Origin of the sequence: Pontibacter diazotrophicus (genome assembly GCF_003367245.1) — a bacterium.
Classification (GTDB): Bacteria; Bacteroidota; Bacteroidia; order Cytophagales; family Hymenobacteraceae; genus Pontibacter; species Pontibacter diazotrophicus.
The window spans coordinates 50,758-69,863 of the sequence record NZ_QRGR01000030.1 but is presented as its reverse complement, the minus strand read 5'-3'; the positions used below and the strand labels follow the sequence as shown (position 1 = coordinate 69,863).

The following is a 19,106-nucleotide window of genomic DNA, read 5'->3' as shown; positions in this document are numbered from 1 at the left end:
ATGTGTTCACTTTCTGTTTAACCCTGTATGAGGGAATATATATGTAAATATATAAATTAATATGTAAATGCAAAGAACTGCATATAATAAAGATGGCGCCTTGAGTTCATCCCACAGGTGTAAGGCCTCAACATTGCCGTGTTATGTAATTTTTTGAGTGGGAGATGATGCCTGGCACATCCCTGAAGAAGAAATGCTTAGAAACAACAGGCACTACCGCTACTGGCAGGGGCAATAAGGCACAAATCATAATTATCCTCGAAAGGACAGAGACAGATAAATCCAGAACAGCCTCATTCATCAAAATGTTATACCTGCTGTTATAGACCACCCGATAGTAAAAAAGCACGTATACAAATATAGCCGTATTTGATACCGGTAAAAGCACCCTGTATTGCTTTTGATATAATCCCACTGGCGCAAATCTTCAGCGTAGCCACCTGTGCCTGCTTCTGCAGTAAGACTTTAGCTTGATGTGAACTGCCTTCTCAAAAATTCCAGCAGGGGCATGTGCTGTGTTTTAATCGCAGCAGCGGAAACAGGTTCTTTACATGCTCTAAGATGAATGCAAATTTCCTCCTGTGGGAACGCTAACAGGAGATACACTTAAGAGCATAGGAAATAGAAGAATACAAAACGCATGTATCCGGATACAGCTTTTTTTCAGAACATTTCCTGCTGCACCCTGTTCATATTGCACAGGTAAACACTAACACCTGTTTTAAGCCGCCTGTGCGCGCCTTAGCTCACCTGAACCTCATGTAGCGCATGGCTACCTTTTTGTTACACTAATAACCAACCGATGAAAAAAATCTACACATTTTTCCTTTTGTTCTTATTCAGTTACCCGCTGTTCGCCCAGTACGAGACAGTGGTTTTTAACTACGACAGAACCTACTTTAATGAGGGCCAGCCCCTGCCTGCTGAAAGCAACCTGATGCTGACCGGCGATGTGGGACGCAACATAGGCATGGTGGAAGTCGCCGTATACCGCACCCCTGACACAAGCAAAGACCCGCTCTACAAAAACGTCTGGAAAAAGCGCCCTGCCAGCACCGATAGCAGGTTTACGCTGCCCGTAAATTACCCCTTGCGCGGAAATGAGAAGTATACCTTTGTCCTGAACTATTATGAGCCAGCCTCGGCCCAACAGCAGCAGCTACTCCTAAGCCAGCTCAGCTCAACCCTGGATGCCTATATCGACCAGTCGTTTGTGGTAAGCAGAAGCAGCATAGAGCTGCGCAAGCATCCCAAAAACATGCGCAGCGACATGAACGCCATCGTAAACCAGGGGCTGGGGCACTACAGAAGCCAGATTAACTATGAGTTCCAGGGTTTCTCTGATATTGTGCTGAACAAACTGGAGCAGATAAACGACCTGCGACTCAGAAAAGCCAGGCTAAATATTCTGGCACGGGAAGAAGACGACAAAAGGACCCTGCGTTTAAAATATGCGCAGGAGCAGATAGAGGCTCTGAAGGTGATGGTGAACCAGGAAGTAGCACAGTATGCCAACACGCAGCTGCTCGCTTTAACAGACAGTAAAAAAGTAACCGATTACGCCACCGAGAAAACAAAGAACATCATCGCTATCAACTTAGGCTACGGCGGGGTATACTACTCCGGTGATTTCGATACGTTCGTTTCGGCCAGGGCGCCTTATGCCGGTGTCTCTATTCCGTTTGGCCGGGCGGCCTTCTCCTCTAATTTCTGGTCAAAGTCCAGTATCTCGGCAGGCGTATTTTTGCAGAACCTGGAGTTTGGCGAAGACAATGTGGCTACTGGCCCCATTGTAAGGCGGCCGATTTACGTGGCCTTGGGGTACAGAGCACTTCCTTTTGTGCGCATCAATGCAGGAGCCACCGTGCTGCAAAGCAATCAAGGCGACAATACCATCTCCGATTTTAACGTGGACCGGGTGTTTGTCAGGCCGTTTGTAGGCTTAAGCCTGGAGCTGAATTTTTGGGCCGACCTAAACCGATAGTCATGAAAAGTTTCCTAACGATTTGCCTGCTCCTGGTCAGTTGCCAGGTGGCAAGCGCACAGCATGGCCTGTACAAGTGGCAGCTAAGCGGCTATACCGGTATCGCCAACTATGCCAACGACGAGAACAGCTCCTCCGATTATTTCAAGATAAATAACAATCTCCTTCACAGGCTGGAACTAACCCGCAGCATCGGGAACACCTTCGGGCTGTCGCTGGGCTATTCTATGGGAGAGGTGCGGGGGAATAACCGGCAGCTGAATCCCTTTACCACGGATGTACGCATGGCTGCCCTGCGCGCCTATTTTTATACTGATAACGGCTGGATGTTTAACACGTCTGCCTTTGTGTCGCCCTATTTTTTCGGTGGATACGGTATCAGCACCCTGGAAACGTCTGATGGTGCCATGACAATGGAATCAAGGAATGCGCCCGTTATACCCTTTGGAATGGGCCTGAAGTTCAGAGTATCAGAACGGTGGCAACTGGCTTTGCAAACAGAAGCGGTATACGTGGCATATTCGCATCTGCGGGGGGCGGCCCTTGAGCAGAACGACTTTAACAATGCCTACCTGCACACGGGTATAAGAGTCGGCTACAGCTTCGGCTTCCGGAAATCGACTTTCAAAGCACCGCGTTTTTATTCCGGCAACGTGGCCTTGCTCCAAACAGTGGAAGGGCTAAACCAGCCGCGGCAGAATGAACTGGAAATGATGCTGAAGATAGCACCCAAAAAGGTACAGGTTATCACTACACCGGATGCAGCCAATGTAGAACAACCAACCATCATCAGAAGAGTTATTGTGTCGCCTGCTGACACCCTCACGACCACAGGCACCACGCTGGATGCCGACACCAGCAGCTCGCTGGCGCAGATCAGGAGACAACGTTTGGTGCCTGCCGAGCCAATGCAGGCTCCGGACACCATCGCAGGTGAGATGCAGACAATTTCTTCAGCCAGCACCATCATTCGCCTCGACTCAGTTGTAGGAAATAATACTCTACAGCCTGCCCCTGTTGTGCGGGAAAGAACAGAAGCAGTTGAAGAGCCGGTGGTAGTACAAAGCCAGCCTGCAGTGGTCACAGAGCAGCGGGTGCAAACACAGGATTCTGTAATCACCACAACAACCATTACAACGATAGAACGAGCCCCGGCTACAACGCAGGAAGCAGCCCCTGCCAGAGCGCAGGAAGCTGCGCCAGCCAGAAGAGAACAAGCAGAACCAGCAAGGATCCGGGAAGAAACCCCTGTCAGAACAGAGCAAAGATCGACACTCGGGACACAGGAGGCAGCACCTGTCAGAGCAGACCAGAGGGCCCCGGTCAGGACACAGGATTCAGCAGCGCCTGTCCGGGCGGAGGAAAGAGCGCGTGTGGTAGAGCGGAATGTATACGTGCCATCCGAGACCAGACCTGCGGCTGTGCAAAGTGCAGAGGCGGCGCAGCTTCGTGAGGAGCGGATCCGGCTAACGACCGTGAATGCAGAGAACAGGAGGCTCCAGGGCAGGATAGACGCGCTGCAGGCAGTACCCCAAACTACCGGAGACACTGTTGTAGCAGAACAAGCGGCTGCCGTAGACACCAGCATGGTGCAGTACCTGCAGCAGCAGGCCGCCCTCAACGACAGCATGTTGCAGCGCCTGAACCAGTACGAACAGGAGCTGGCCCTGCTGAAGAATGCAAGTGCTGCTCCTGCCCCGGTTAGTGCGCCGGCCGAGGTAGCGCCAGAAGCAGCTTCTATAGGCTACACTACCACGGTTTTTTATCCTGTCAACGCACACAGTGTGCCTCCTGCAAGCCTTCGGGATTTAAACCAGGTCCTGCAAACGTTGCAGGAAAACCCGGACACGGAAGTGAAGCTCACCGGCTATACCTCTCAGTCCGGAAACGCTGCCTATAACATGGCGCTAAGTCGCAAGCGGGTGCAGGGGCTGGTCGATTTTCTGATGGACCAGGGAATAGCAGAAGACCGTATCAGCACAGAATATATGGGGGATGAAAAATCTTCTCAGAAAGAAAACCCGTTAGACCGAAAAGTAGAAGTTCAGATAATGGAATAAAAAATCTAACGAATTCTAAAAAGCAGATCAACTATGGATAATGACAACAACCCTCCGAAACGTGCCCCTGAAAACACCTACAGAAATTCAGCAGACAGACCAGGCGGGAATAAGTATGTGGCACAGTTAAAGAAGCCTGTTGTTTTTATTCCGCTTATTTTGCTGCTCCTTATGTTAGGGCTGTACCTGTACAAGGAGTCTCAGTTGAGCGATGTGCGGGAGCAGGCAGCGCAGGAGCGGGCAGCTGTTATTGAGAGAGCCAACCAGCAGATAACGGAGAATAACAGGTACCTGCTCGAGACACTGATGAAGCCTTTTTCCTGGGCCTTGAGAACAGCCCTGCTGGCAGGCAACACAGAGCAGGTCGATCAGTATCTGTTCCAGTTTGTGCAGGAAGAAAGATTCGCCTTACTGGTAGTCGCAGATGCAGACGGTACCATCATCAGTTCCACCGATCAGAACTTTACCGGGGCCGCCTTCTCTGATCATTTCAACCCGGAGTACCTAACGATTGACTCTACCGTTGTAGATGATTCGAATCAGGAGCGGGTGGTGGTCGTTTCGCCTGTCATGGGCCTGAACTCAAAAGTGGGCACACTGCTGGCCGTTTACCGACCTGCCCCGCCACTGCAGCAAGAGCAGGCAGAAGTGCAGGTGGAGGAGTAACACTTATTGGGATAGGATAAGGCGTTCTCACTTGCGTCTACCATTCCTGGGCCTTAGGCCAGGTTGGGTTACACCTGCGCCAGTGGAATAGAGGATACAAACCACTTTATTCCGGTGGAGGCATTACTTTACAGGCAATCCTGTATGGTTAACCAGATAAAAAAGAAGGTTTGTCTGTGTTTTTCAACTTATCCTGAATCAGGTTGTATACTATTATAGGGGCTGGTGAAGCGAATTCTAACAGCAGAAAGAACTTCGTTTGAACAGGTCCTTTGGTAAATATTTTCAACCTATAACCTGCAACAAGATGAAAACATTAAAGTGTAGCGACGCCGGATTTGATTGCAAAGGTGAAATCCGTGCGAATACGGAACAGGAAGTATTGGATGACGCCACCAAACACGCGCGTGAAGTTCATGGCCTTACAGAAAGCCCTGATCTGACAGCACGATTAAAAGCCCTGATCAGAGACGATGGGGAAGAATGTTGAGGCGATTTCCCATCGATGCATTTTCACGGAATTCAGAAAGCAGGACAATCTTAGCGAGAGGTGGATGCTTTTGAAAAAATAAAACCTCCAACACTTTTGTGCTGGAGGTTTTATTTTAAAGTATGAGGGGCTAAATCTGACTACTTTACGCGGAAGCCTAACATGATTTCGTGCGAGCCGGAGCTGTGGTGCCTCATCGGGGACACTGTGATGTCGTAAGAGTAGCTTAGCTCGTACTGATCCATAAACTCAAACCCCAGGAGCCCTACAACGGCATCCTCGGTGCGATACGAAAGGCCCACCCATGCTTTGTCGCTTTGGCCTATGCGCCTGTTCCTGAAATCGTAGATGCCTTTCATGTTCAGGTCAGCCTGCAGGGGAGCAGGGCTTGCGTACTTTAGCAACACAGAGGGGGCCAGCATGATATTTCTGTTTATTTCAAAGTTGTACCCACCCGAAACAAACAGGTGGCGGGTCAGGCGGCTGGGCGTCTGCGAATTTTCAAACTCAAATATCTTGTTTCCGAGCACCTGGAAAAGCGATACTCCTACAAAGAACTCATCTGAGTGTAAAAAAGTACCCACGCTCAGGTCGGGCATAAAAACCGATTCGTTGCCGCCGCTGGTTACAGGGTCCCGATCGTTGGAGCCATCAGCCAGCTGTATCTTATCTGCATGAAAGCTGTACTGCTGCACCCCCGCAAACACACCCGACGACAGGTATATGTCTCTGGTTAGCGGTACGTGGTAAGCGTAGGAAGCCAGCACTCCTGTACGGCTTGTGGGGCCGGTGATATCCTTGTAGATATACCCCCCGGCACCATGGTAAGGCTTGCCTCTTCTACTTTTCCTGCGCCTGTCCTGGAACACCTCCGCTTCCCCGCTCACGTAAAAGGTAGAGGGCGCGCCCTCAAAACCCGTCCACTGGTTGCGGTAGCCTGCTTTAAAGTTCATGTCTCTGCTATACCCGGCAACAGCCGGGTTTAGCAGGAAATAATTGGTCATATACTGGCTGTACAAAGCTTTCTGCTGGGCAACTGCAGCCGAGGCAAAGAGCAGAAAGAGGAAAATTATACTGTATTTTTTCATAACGATTCAATAATAAGTTTGAGGTTAGCGCATGATGGTCAAAGACTTCTTCATTGGAGCCCGGCCGTCGCCAAACTCTATGATGCTGTAGTAGGTGCCATCCGGCAGCTTCTTACCGTTGTAGGTGCCATCCCACTCTCTGTTGTAGCCTATGGATTCAAACACCAGGCTACCCCAGCGGTTGTACACGGTTACTCTGCAGCGCGGGTAAAGGGTAGAGAGGTTCTTGATTGCCCATTTGTCATTCAGGCCATCGCCGTTTGGCGTAAAGCCGTTCGGGAATTCGATGTCATCAAGCGCTTCAATGGTGAAGGTTACTTCCGTGGTACAGCCATTCGCGTCTTTCACCAAGAGGGTGTGCGTGCCGCTGCTCAGGTTGTTAAACTCCGTAGCTGTGGTAAAGTCGCCGTTGTCTACTTTGTAAGTATAAGGTTTTGCGCCTCCTTCTGCCTTGGTGACAGCAGCGCTGCCTGTGTTCTCCAAACCAAGTGATTTAGTCAGTGGTGTTACCGTGGCAACTATTTCCGCCGGTCCTGTTACCTCTACTGTTCCGAGGGTGATAGAGCAGGTGGCGGAGAACCTGGTGATGACCTGGTAAACTCCTCTCGGCAGGTTAGAGAACACCGCTTCTTTCTGGTAGCTGGCGCCGTTGTCGATGCTGTACTCAGTCTCGTCTGTTGCGCCTGTCACTGCGATGGCAATTTCGCCGTCAGCTGCTCCAAAGCAGGTCTCGTCTTTTACATCTGCTAGTGTGCTGCTTACCGTTCCTACTTCCACTGTAGTTGTGATGCTGCAGTTGGTGGCATCTTTTACCGTCAGCTCATACTGGCCCGCGGCCACACCTGTGAAGGTGGAGGAAGCCTGGAAGTTCACACCATCCAGCGAGTAAGTGTAAGGGGCTGTGCCGCCTGTAAGGCCAGATACAAGCACCTGTCCGCTATTCTGGTCACAGCCATCCGGCGTTGCATTTACCTGCAGGTTGCCCAGTTCGTCATTGCTGTTGATAGTGGTTGTCTGCTCGTAAATACATCCTGCCGCATCTTTAACAAAAATCTGGTAGTTGCCTGCGGTAAGGTTCGTAAACACTGCCTGCTCCTGGAAAATGGTTTCTTCTGAGCTGAAAGTGTAAGGGCTTTTGCCTACGCTATAGGTGTAAGGGCTTCTGCCACCGTTCACGTTGCTGATGGTGATGCTTCCGTCTGCACTGCCGCAGCTGGAGTTTGTGGTGGTAGCCGTCAGGGAAGTTGCTCCTCCCGTGCTCACAACATCCTGGGAGCGGCTAAGCACACAGCCTGCTGCATCTTTCACTGTGATAGTGTAGGCGCCAGCTGCCAGGTTTTCGAACAGAGCCGCTGCCTGGTAAGTACTGCCGTTCAGGCTGTAAGCGTATGGTGCTGTTCCGCCTGTCACTTCCGTTACTGTGATAGTACCAGTGCTTGTCGCGCAGCCTGTTGGAGTGGCAGCAAGTGTTGCCTCCTGCAGTGCCTGAGAGCCAACAGCAACCGTTATAGATGTGCTGCAGTCGTTGGCGTCTTTCACATACACCTCATACTCCTGTGGAGCCAGTGCGGTGAACATGGTAGCAGACTGGTAGTTCACGCCATCCAGTGAATAAGCATAAGGAGCAGTTCCACCTGTTACCTCACCCACCATAATGCTGCCGTCGTTGCCGGCGCAGGTAGCAACCTTTGGCGTAGCCACCAGCGCTGAAGGTCCTGCCACGTCAGTGATGGTAAAGGACTTGCTGGACGTACAGCCGTTGGCATCCTTCACAATGATAGTGTGGTCGCCAGCCGCCAAGCCTGTCAGGGTAGTGGAAGCCTGGAAAGTAGCGCCGTCTTTGCTGTAAGTATAAGGAGCAACTCCGCCTGTCACGTCACCAACTGTTACCTCCCCGTTAGAGTTACCGCAGAAAGAAGAAACGGTGCTGGCTGTAAAGTCTGTTGGTCCGTTCACATTCTCAACTACCGTTATCTTTTCAATGGTACAGCCGTTGGCGTCTTTCACAGTTACAGTGTATTCTCCCGCTGCCAGGGCTTCAAATGTTGCTGCTGCCTGGAAGTCGGTGCCGTTGATGGAGTAGCTATAAGGCGCTGTACCGTCGGTTACTGCACTGGCTGTAATGCTGCCGGTGCTGTTGCCGCAGGTAGAGGCAGTTGCCAGCAGTTCGAACTCACTTGGTCCGGTGATGTTTTCTACTTCTACAGACTGTGTTGTGCTGCAGCCTTCGGCGTCCTGGGTTGTGATGTAGTACGTTCCTGCATCCAGGTTGCTGAAAGTGGCAGCGGCCTGGAAGGTTTCGCCATCTATACTATAAGTATAAGGTGCTGTTCCACCGGTTACCTCACTTGCTGTTACCTGACCGTTGCTGTTGCCACAAGTGGCAGCTTGTGCCGTTGCCGTGAAAGCAGGGCCCGCTACATTGTTGAGTTGTACTTCGTCAGTAAACACACAGCCCTTGGCGTCTTTCACCGTCACCTCATACACTCCGGCAGCCAGTGCCGTGAAAGTAGCCGTGCTCTGGAAAGTACTGCCGTCGGTGCTGTAGCTATAAGGAGCCGTTCCGCCAGTTACACCCGTGATAGTAAACTGCCCGTTGCTTTCGCCACAGGTAGAGGCGGTGGTAGTGCTGGTAAAGCTGGTTGGAACATTTTGGCCTACTGTTACCTCGGTGCTCACGGTACACTCGTTGTCATCTTTAACAGTAAGCGTATAGGTTCCGGAAGCTACTCCGGCAAAAGCTGTCTCAGACTGGAAGCTGCTGCCGTTGATAGAGTAAGAGTAAGGTGCCGTTCCGCCTGTTACAGTGCCTGCTGTGATGGTACCGTCGTTGTCGGCACAAGTGGCAGGTAGTGAAGTTGCTGCTACAGCTGTTGGGCCTGCAATGTTAGTGATGGTAAATGATTTCACGAATGTACACCCGTTTGCGTCTTTCACCGTTATCGCGTGCTGCCCGGCTGCCAGTGCCGTGAAGGTGGCAGAAGCCTGGAAGTTCACCCCGTCTTTGCTGTAGGTATAGTCTTCTGTTCCTCCGGTTACACCTGTTATCGTCAACTCTCCGTTGCTGTCGCCACAAGTGCTTGCGGTGAGGCTGGCGGAAAGATTGGTTGGTCCGGCGATATCACTTACACTTACACTTTTGCTGATGATACATCCGTTGGCGTCTTTCACTGTTAGCGTATAGTCGCCTGCCCGTACTGTTTCAAAAGCTGCTGCATCCTGGAAGTTGGTTCCGTCTATGCTATAGCTGTAAGGAGCTGTTCCGCCTGTAACGTCACTGGCTGTAATGCTGCCATTGCTGCCGCCGCAGGTAGAGGAGGTGGAGGCTAAAGTAAAGTCTGTCGGGCCAGGGATGTTTTCCAGCTCTACAGCTACAGTGCCCTGGCAACCGTTGGCGTCTTTTACTGTGATGTTATAAGTGCCGGCAGCTAATCCGCTGAAAACATTCCCAGCCTGGAAGTTCTCGCCATCTTTGCTGAACGAGAACGAAGCCGTTCCGCCTGTAATGTCACTGATGGTGATGCTACCGTTGCTGTTGCCGCAGGTAGAAGCCTGTGCCGTTGCTGTGAAGGCTGGAGCAGCGATATCTGTTACGGCTACTTCTTCTGTGTACACACAGCCATTAGCATCTTTTACACTTACCTGGTACTCACCGGCTGCCAGCGCAGCAAAAGAGGCCCCATTCTGGAAGTTTTCACCATCCAGGGAATAAGTATAAGAAGCATTTCCACCGCTAACAGACGTGATAGTTATTGTGCCGTTAGGGTCTCCGCAAGTGCTGGCTCTAACAGAAGCCACCAGGTCGGATGGGCCAGACAGGTTATTTACCTGCACCTGGTTTGTATAAGTACAGCCGTTGTCGTCTTTCACCGTAATGGCATGAGCGCCGGCAGCCAGGGCTGTAAATGTAGCAGCATCCTGGAAGTTGGTGCCGTCTATGCTATAGGAATAAGGAGCCTTTCCACCGGTAACACCCGTTATCGTCAACTGGCCATCACTGCCGCCGCAGGTAGAGGCGGTGGTTGTGCTGGTGAAACTGGTCGGGATGTTCTGGCCTACTGTTACCTCGGTGCTCACCGTACAGCCATTGTCATCTTCAACAGTAAGCGTGTAGGTTCCAGAAGCTACACCTGCAAAAGCTGTCTCAGACTGGAAGCTGCTGCCGTTGATAGAGTAAGAGTAAGGTGCCGTTCCGCCTGTTACCGTGCCAGCAGTGATGGTTCCGTCGTTATTCTGGCAGCTCGCTGGCTGAGAAGTTGCTGCCACTGCCGTAGGTCCTGCGATGTTGGTGATGGTAAATGATTTCACGAAGGTACACCCGTTGTCGTCTTTCACCGTAATCGTGTGCTGCCCTGCTGCCAGTGCCGTGAAAGTGGCAGAAGCCTGGAAGTTCACACCGTCTTTGCTGTAGGTGTAGTCTTCTGTTCCTCCGGTTACGCTTGTTATAGTCAATTCTCCGTTGCTATCGCCACAAGTGCTTGCGGTAAGGCTGGCGGAAAGATTGGTTGGTCCGGCGACATCACTTACTGTTACACTCTTGCTGATGATACAGCCGTTGTAATCTTTCACCGTTACAGTGTAATTGCCTGCCCGTACTGTGGTGAAGGCCGCTGCATCCTGGAAGTTGGTGCCGTCGATGGAGTACTTGTAAGGAGCTGTTCCGCCTGCTACGGCGCTGGCCGTGATGCTGCCGTTGCTACGGCCACAGCTGGAGGAGGCAGAGGCTACGGTAAAGTCTGTCGGGCCCGGGATGTTTTCCAGTTCTACAGAAACAGTGCTCTGGCAGCCGTTTTCATCTTTTACGGTAATCCTGTAAGTGTCAGCAGCCAACCCGCTGAAGGTAGTGCCATCCTGGAAATTTGTGCCGTCTTTGCTGTAGGAGAACGGAGCTGTTCCGCCTGTCACGTTGCTGATGGTGATGCGACCGTTGCTGTTACCGCATGTAGAGGACTGCGCCGTGGCTGTGAAAACAGGTCCTGCAACATTGCTTACCTCCACTGAACTAGTGTACGTGCAGCCCTTAGCGTCTTTTACTCTTACCTGGTAAGTGCCGGCAGCAAGGGCTGTAAAGGTAGCAGCATCCTGGAAGGTTGCGCCGCCGTCCTTGCTATAGGTATAAGGAGCCGTTCCGCCAGTTACACCCGTAATGGTAAACTGACCGTTGCTGTTGCCGCAGGTAGAGGCGGTGCTGGTGCTGGTAAAGCGGGTAGGAACATTAGTGCCTACCGTCACCTGTGTGCTTACCGTACATTCGTTGTCATCTTTGGCAGTAAGCGTATAGGTGCCTGCAGCAACTGCAGAGAACGTTGTGCTTGTCTGAAAGTTGCTGCCGTCGATAGAGTAGGTGTAAGAAGCTGTTCCGCCTGTTACCGTGCCTGCTATGATGCTGCCGTCGTTATTCTGGCAGCTAGCCGGCTGTGAAGTTGCTGCCACAGCTGTTGGTCCTGCGATGTTGGTGATGGTAAATGATTTCACGAATGTACACCCGTTGTCGTCTTTCACCGTAATCGCGTGCTGGCCGGCTGCCAGTGCCGTGAAAGTGGCAGAAGCCTGGAAGTTCACACCGTCTTTGCTGTAAGTATAATCTTCTGTTCCTCCGGTTACGCTTGTTATCGTCAGTTCGCCGTTGCTGTTTCCGCAGGTGGATGCTGTCAGGCTGGCGGCAAGGTTAGTTGGACCGGCCACGTTATTGACAGTAACACTTTTGCTGATGATACAGCCATTGGCATCTTTTACCGTTACAGTGTAGTTGCCCGCTCTCAGCGCTTCGAAGGCTGCTGCGCTTTGAAAGCTGCCGCCGTTGATGGAGTAGGTATAATCTTCTGTTCCTCCGGTTACGCCTGTTACTTCCAGCTTACCGTTATTGCCGCCGCAGGTAGCGGAAGTGTTGGCAAGCGTAAAGTCTGTTGGTCCGGCAATGTTGCCGACAGTTACCGTCTTTTCAGACAAGCAGCCGTTGTCGTCTTTTACCGTGATGATATAATCTCCCGCCGCCAGAGCGGAGAAGGTAGTGCCATCCTGGAAATTTGTGCCGTCTTTGCTGTAGGAGAACGGAGCTGTTCCGCCTGTCACGCCGCTGATGGTAATGCGGCCGTTGCTGTTGCCGCAGGTAGAGGCTTGTGCCGCTGCAGTAAACTCAGGTCCTGCGATGTTCGTTACCACCACTTCTTCTGTGTATACGCAGCCTTTGTCATCTTTCACGGTGATGGCATATGTGCCAGCCAACAGGTTAGCGAATGTGTCTGAATCCTGGAAGTTTGTGCCGTCAATGCTATAGGTGTATGGGGAGGTGCCGCCTGTTACTGCGCTTATCACAATCTGGCCGTTGCGGTTGCCGCAGGTAGAGGCCTGGGCAGTAGCCGTTAAACCAGTAGGGCCAGTAACGTTGCTCACCTGCACCTGTTTTGCATACGTACAGCCCTTCGCGTCTTTTACCGTGATGGTGTACGTGCCGGCGAGCAGGCCTGTAAATCTGGAAGCATCCTGGAAGTTTATGCCGTCTTTGCTATACTTATAAGAGGCTTTCCCTCCTGTTACACCCGTCACAGTTATTTCTCCGTTGCTGTTGCCACAGGAGGAAGAAGTAGTAGTGAAGGTGAAGTTAGTAGGCTGTGATTTCGCTACGGTGACCTGTCTGGTCACTGTACATCCTTTGGCGTCTTTTGCAGTAAGCGTATAGGTGCCGGATGCTACATTTGCGAAAACTGTCTCAGACTGGAAGTTGCTGCCGTCGATGGAGTAGGTGTAAGAACCCGTTCCGCCCGTTACAGTTCCTGCCGTAATGGTGCCGTCGTTATTGGCACAAGAGGCAGGTAGTGAGGTGGCTGCCACCGCCGTAGGGCCGGCTATATCGGAGATGGTAAAGTCTCTTACCAGTATACATCCTATTCTATCTGTTACTGTGATGGTGTGTGTGCCTGCTGCTAAACCTGTAAAAACATTGCTTCCCTGATAAGTAGTACCACCATCTTTACTGTACTTGTATGGGCTGCTGCCACCTATCACTTCGGTGATGGCTATTTCACCGTTGCTCTGGCTGCAGGTAGAGGACTTTACAGTACCGGCGATATCACCGGGGCCGGGTAAACCAGGTATAGTTAAGCTTTCAGTGTAGGTGCAGTTATTCTCATCTCTAACAGTTATGGTGTATTCTCCTGGTGTTAGTGAACCAAAGGTGTTAAACTCCTGGAAAGGAACATCGTTTCTGGCATACATATACGTTCCGTTACCGCCGGTTACTCCAAGCACACGGAAATAGCCGTTGCTGCTGCCGCAGGTAGCAGCAAAAATCTCCAGTTCTAAACCGGAAGGTCCGGCTAAGTCTTCCACTACTACTGTAGTGGCGCCTACGCAACCATTGGCATCCTTTACGCGAATCGTATAGGTGTCGGCTTCCAGGTTCGAAAACGTGGTGCCATCCTGGTAGTTCTCACCGTCCTTGCTATAGGTATAAGGACCAACGCCGCCAGCCACGTTGCTGACGCTGATGCTGCCGTTGTTGTTGCTGCAGGTAGAGGCCCGAGCTGTAGCAGTGAAAGTCGGACCGGCAATGTTGCCCACGGCAACGTCTTCGCTATAGGTACAGCCTTTCTCGTCTTTCACTGTGATGGTATGGGCGCCAATCGCCAGACCAGAGAAGACAGCGGAAGACTGAAAATCAATTCCGTTCTCGCTGTAAGTATAAGAGCCTGTGCCGCCGGTAACATCTGTTACCGTAATCTCGCCGTTGCTGCTACCGCAGGTTGCTGCCTGAACGGCAGCAACAAGGTCAGTTGGTCCGGGAACGTTGCCTATCTGCACCTGGCGGGAGATGGTACAGCCTTTGGCATCTTTTACAGTGATGGTGTGGGTACCGGGCAACAGGTTCTGTAAAGTCGCCGAGCTCTGGAAAGTGCCTCCATTCTTGCTGTAGGAATAAGGAGCAATGCCACCTGTTACGCCGGTTACTGTCACTTCTCCGTTGTTGCTGCCGCACGTGGCAGCGGTAGCGTTGCTGGTAAAGTTAGTTGGTATGCTTGTCGTAACGATAACGGAGGTGGTTTTCAAACAACCGTTAGCGTCTTTAGCCGTCACGATATAAGTTCCCGCGGCTAAACCTGTAAAGGCAGTAGAAGTCTGGAAGGCGCTGTTTCCTACAGCATACTCATAAGGAGCTGTGCCGCCTGTTACAGTGCCTACGTTAATGCTGCCGTCGTTATTCTGGCAGCTCGCGGGAAGGGAAGTTGCCGCTACAGCCGTAGGTCCGGCGCTGTTCGTTAAAGTGAAAGACTGAGCAAACGTACACTGGTTTCTATCTTTCACAGTGATGGTATAGTTTCCAGCTGCCAGCCCCGTGAAAGTAGAGGCGCTCTGGAAAGTGCTGCCATTTCTACTGTAGGTATAGCCGGAGGTGCCGCCTGTTACGCCGGTTATGTTTATTTCACCGTTGCTGTTGCCACAGGTGGAGGCTTTCAGAGAGGCTTCCAGTGCAGTTGGGCCTGTCGCTTGGGTTATCGTGATTGATTTCTCGATGGCACAGTTGTTTCCGTCGAGAACCGTTACGGTATAAGTGCCGGCTGGCTTGTTACTGATAGCTGCAGTAGTTTCACCTGTGTTCCAACGATAGGCGACTGTACCTTGTGCGCCGGTTACGCTTGCTGTAATGGTTGCCAGGTTTCCGTCACAAACGAGATTTAGATTTGGGCCTGTAAGGCTCACATCCATGTTATAGAAACTTACGAGTACCTCATCAGTTACAGCGGTACAGGAACCGTTGCCTGTAGAGGTTAATGTCAGCCTCACAGCGCCTGCGCTTATGTCAGCTGCGGAAGGCGTATAAACTGCGTTCAAAGCGGTTCTATCCGAATATGTTCCGCTTCCTCCACTCCAGATACCGCCTGTTGCCGCCGTTACCGCACCTGCCAGTTGAACCGGGTTTTGTGAGCAGACAAGCTGGTCTGGCCCGGCATTCACTGTCAGGTTCGTTACTACATCAACAGAAGCAGAAAACTTCTGGCAGTTCGGGTAGTTTGTGTTTCTTACCTCCAGGGTATACGTTCCGACAGTAGTCGCAGTGTAGTTCAATGCATTTCCTACTTCGTTGCCAGCACCGTCCGTCCAGATGTAGTCAAAATCGCCATCACCACCTGTCACATTACCCAGGAGTTCAACACCGCTGCCGCCAGGGCAGATGATAGCCGGGTCAGGTCCGATGGTAACTACCGGCTGCTTGTAAAAGTAAACCCGCACCACATCGCAGTAAGGTAAGCTGGAACATGGCGAGGCTACTGACCTGCCGCAAACCTCATAATCAACATATTCAGGGGCGTTGTCATCGGGCGTTACAATGGCGGTAGAGTTACCATTCGGGAAGCTTAAATACTCATTGTAGATACCTCCTCCTGTAATATCGTTCCAGGTAATGGACGCCTCCTCAAAAGCGATGGGCGCTTTTAACTCAGCTGTACAACCTGCTGTTACCGAGACATCACCCTGTGGCTCGAAGGCAGCAATGGATCTGATGGTATACACATTCGAAGAGTTACCAGGTTTGCAGAGTGTAATCCTATGCGGGCCTGGACCATCAACACAGATAGGTGGTCCTACTGCTGTTAGGGTTCCGCAATTCAACCGGTAATCCATTGCACCTGACGGTGTTGCGCCAGAAGAAATTTCAATTTCTAGACCGCCTGCATTCTTATCCAGCGTAACAACAAATTCAATGCAGTTATTACTGTTATCAGCTTCACAGAAACTCCCGTTTCTACTTACATTAGGAGAGACCCAAGTGCCGTTAGGCGATCCGGTCAGGTCTACTATGTACGAGCTGTTTGTCTGTGCATACAGGTTCTGTATACTCACCAACTGAAGAAACCATAACAGTGCCATGGATAAAACCAGGCGAAAGGGGGGAGGTAGAGTTGCTGTCATACGTTTAAAGTGATATTTAGAAATAAATTTTGTTTTGTATTATATTTAAAAATTTGTTCAACCTGTTTTAGTGACATTCCTGCTAGGGGTATATAGCCATCTGTCAGGTTGGTATTTCGATATTTAAATATAGCTGAAGTATATATTAAAACTTAATAAGTAGGTAGAAAAATAAATAATTTAATAATAGGTGCCATGTTATTATTATATAGGGTGATATAGTATGATTTTTACAATATAGATAAGCTGCGATAGAGTTAAAGAGGTAAAACTTGAATAAACAAATGAGTTATAAATTTCTTTTGTGGCAGCCGTTGTTGCGTCAAACTTAAAATTGTATTGTAGCTTTTGCGGGATAGGACAAATGATGTATAGTAGTGGAGCGGTTAAGCTGAAACAACTTTATTTATCATTTGATTAATACAAAAATTGAGTATTTTAATCACGCTGCTACCCTTGTCGTAGCTCAGAGTGGAAGTGCCTGCTGTGGAAGTATGGGTGAGAAGCGGGCAAAAGAAAACCTCCAGAACCAAAGCTTTGGAGGTCTCAGAAGAAATGTATGTTGGCGCTAGTCGGGTGCACTTATACCTGATCAGAAGCATACCACTCTGCAAAGGCATTTTGTGTTTCCCAGAGCTTTAGGTGATGTAGCTGTACGCCATCCGGTAGTTTATGCATGAGCCGGGCTTTAAAGTCAATCAGCATGTTCTCGCATGTCGGCTGATAAGGAGTGAGTACCAGTTTGTAATCCTGGTTGTGCAGCGCCTGTATTAACTCCGGCGAACTGTCTGCGCACAGAAGCAAGGCGTGGTCAACCTGGTGCAGGATTAGATTCTGCACCAGGTTCTTTATATCTCTGAAGTCCATGACCATGCCGTTTTCAGGATGCTCCTCCTCTACTAAAGGCACCCCGATAACCGTTATTTCCAGTTTATAGGAATGTCCGTGTATGTTACGGCATGGCCCTTAGTAGTTTTGCAGTGCGTGTGCCGTCTCAATCTAAAAGAGACAGACGGGTAAGCCTGATTTTGGTCATATGGCAGTATGATGCTCCAGTTTAGAGGATATCAGCTGGTCTTCAGCTTCCAACAGTTCATCCAGAAACAGCACCTCTTTCTCCTTGTCTTTGCCTAACATGATCGGTGCCAACTGCTTATAATAGTTTATGCCTTTCCGCAGCTCTAACCAAAAGCTCTGCAGGTACTTTTGCTGTTTTGTGGTAAGCGTGTCCAGTTGCTCCTCCTTTTTGTTTTGCCAGTAGTCGATGTACATCTTCAGTTCGTTGATGAACATGTGCGGGCGGTACGTCTGGTTCAGGGCGTTGAAGCGGCCGTAGATATGGTCGACCATCTCCTGCAGCGTAAAAACACCGGAAAAGAAAGCCAGGTTTGGGCCAGGGCAAATCGCCACGGCTTTGGTGCTGGCTTTCTTACTGATGCCGGCTACCAGCAAAGCTGTATTCGCCAGGCCCTCGCAGAGGCACTCTTTTACCAGTACCTTTGCTTCCTCCGTCTTGTACTCGTCCTGCGACAGGCCCTGAGCGGCTAGCTCGTCCAATTTCCGGCGCTGGTACTGGCGGGATGCCGTGCAGACCGGTTCCTTTGTATAATCGCTGTTCGACACCAGGTGTTTCTTTGCACAGGGACTACCAGGCTTGCCCTTTTCAATACGAAGGTTCTTCAGTTCTTCGCTGCTGGTGCCACGCAAAGAGTTAAAAGGCACGCCGAGGGGAGAAATCGGGCTCAGAAACAGATCACCGGCTTCTGCCTTTAAAAGTTTCTGCAGTGTGTCCTCATCTACAGTAGTGGCTTCGGGCACTAGAAGGAAGGGGGTACCCCAGCCGGTAGCATGCACGTTATAGTGCTTCATCAAAAACGCATGCTCCTCTGCGGTGCCAATGCCGCCCTGCACGGTAATGCGAATGGGTGGCACTGTGCGGGGTACGTGTGTGCCTTTGCTGGCGAGTGCTGAGCAGAACAGGCTGTACAGTTCTACCTGCAAGGCCTCCCTGTTTTCCTTGAACTCCTCCAGAATCGGGCCCAGCAGGAAGCCATCAGTCGCAAATGCATGGCCACCACAGTTCAAGCCAGACTCTATCCGGAACTCCGATACCCAAAGCCCTTTTTTCGCCATAATCTTCCCCTGAACAAGTGCCGAACGGTAGTCGCTTACCTTGATGATAATCTTCTTGTGGATGTTGCCGTCGTTGTCCGGAATAAACTCAGGAAACTGTTCGATGTAGCTGAAGAGGCGCATGTTCATGCCCGCAGAAAAAACCACCGCCGACTGCACTGTGCTTCTGGCAAAGCCACGGAAAGCAGCCAGCGCATCAGAAAACTCCTGCGGCAGCGGCTCCCCATCGCTGCCGTAGTTGGTCCTGTCCAGTTTGGTCATGATGTTCACATCAATGCTTCCCGGCACAATGGAATCCCGCAGTGTTTTCTGCAACTCCTGCTTTAGCGTCGGGTCCTCTTCTTCCAGCATCTGCAGGTACAGTCCTCTTACCGGGGAACTGTCCGGTAGCAGCATGAAGTATTTGGTGAGTTTTGTTCCCGGCTCAAACTGCTCCTTTTTTATTTGGGCAATCTGCTCTGTTACCACTATATCCAGCAGGTTCAGGTAAGCAGTTACGCGCCTGGCGCGGTAGTCTTCTTCTTTAGAAGAGATAGGCACAAAAGGTTCTTGATAGATGCCGCTATAATATTCCCGCATCTGCTCCAGCAGGGCATCATCGCTGAGCGATATCACTGAAGAAATACCGTATTGCGCCACTTTAAGAGGTGAATCAATAGAAAAAGCCAGCCCCATAACTGGCAAATGGAAGGTGTGTAATGTGTTCTGTTGCATTACGTTGATAGTATGATTGGTTAATTTATTTGTTGCTGCTGTGTCTTGTTTAAATAGCCCGG

8 protein-coding genes are annotated in these 19,106 nt (G+C 50.7%); 4 read left to right on the top strand and 4 right to left on the bottom strand.

Annotation, left to right across the window (positions count from 1 at the left end; all coding sequences use genetic code 11):
- Positions 1-802: 802 nt before the first annotated feature.
- The 4 genes from DXT99_RS21870 to DXT99_RS21855 all read left to right on the top strand — a co-directional run bounded on the left by DXT99_RS21870 (position 803) and on the right by DXT99_RS21855 (position 5,200).
- Positions 803-1,984: a hypothetical protein gene (locus DXT99_RS21870; RefSeq protein ID WP_115567727.1), complete on the top strand. Its 1,182-nt coding sequence runs from the start codon at positions 803-805 to the stop codon at positions 1,982-1,984.
- 2 nt (positions 1,985-1,986) lie between these two features.
- Positions 1,987-4,044, top strand: coding sequence for an OmpA family protein (locus DXT99_RS21865; RefSeq protein WP_115567726.1), 2,058 nt, complete (start codon positions 1,987-1,989; stop codon positions 4,042-4,044).
- Between the two features lie 33 nt (positions 4,045-4,077).
- Positions 4,078-4,710 (top strand): PDC sensor domain-containing protein, encoded by a 633-nt coding sequence (locus DXT99_RS21860; RefSeq protein WP_115567725.1) that lies wholly within the window; start codon positions 4,078-4,080, stop codon positions 4,708-4,710.
- A 307-nt stretch (positions 4,711-5,017) separates the two neighbouring features.
- Complete coding sequence (locus DXT99_RS21855; RefSeq protein ID WP_115567724.1) at positions 5,018-5,200, top strand: DUF1059 domain-containing protein; 183 nt, start codon at positions 5,018-5,020, stop codon at positions 5,198-5,200.
- Between the two features lie 140 nt (positions 5,201-5,340).
- Here the strand turns inward: DXT99_RS21855 and DXT99_RS21850 are convergent, their stop codons facing one another.
- From DXT99_RS21850 to DXT99_RS21835, 4 genes are all read right to left on the bottom strand, one after another.
- Positions 5,341-6,288, bottom strand: coding sequence for a PorP/SprF family type IX secretion system membrane protein (locus DXT99_RS21850; protein WP_115567723.1), 948 nt, complete (start codon positions 6,286-6,288; stop codon positions 5,341-5,343).
- Positions 6,289-6,312: 24 nt separating this feature from the next.
- Complete coding sequence (locus DXT99_RS21845) at positions 6,313-15,798, bottom strand: gliding motility-associated C-terminal domain-containing protein (RefSeq protein ID WP_181885216.1); 9,486 nt, start codon at positions 15,796-15,798, stop codon at positions 6,313-6,315.
- Between the two features lie 981 nt (positions 15,799-16,779).
- Positions 16,780-17,106 carry a 6-pyruvoyl trahydropterin synthase family protein gene (locus DXT99_RS21840; protein ID WP_246000940.1) on the bottom strand — a complete coding sequence of 109 codons (327 nt, stop codon included), beginning with the start codon at positions 17,104-17,106 and terminating at the stop codon, positions 16,780-16,782.
- A gap of 123 nt (positions 17,107-17,229) precedes the next feature.
- Positions 17,230-19,044: a hypothetical protein gene (locus tag DXT99_RS21835; RefSeq protein WP_115567721.1), complete on the bottom strand. Its 1,815-nt coding sequence runs from the start codon at positions 19,042-19,044 to the stop codon at positions 17,230-17,232.
- Positions 19,045-19,106 lie beyond the last annotated feature (62 nt).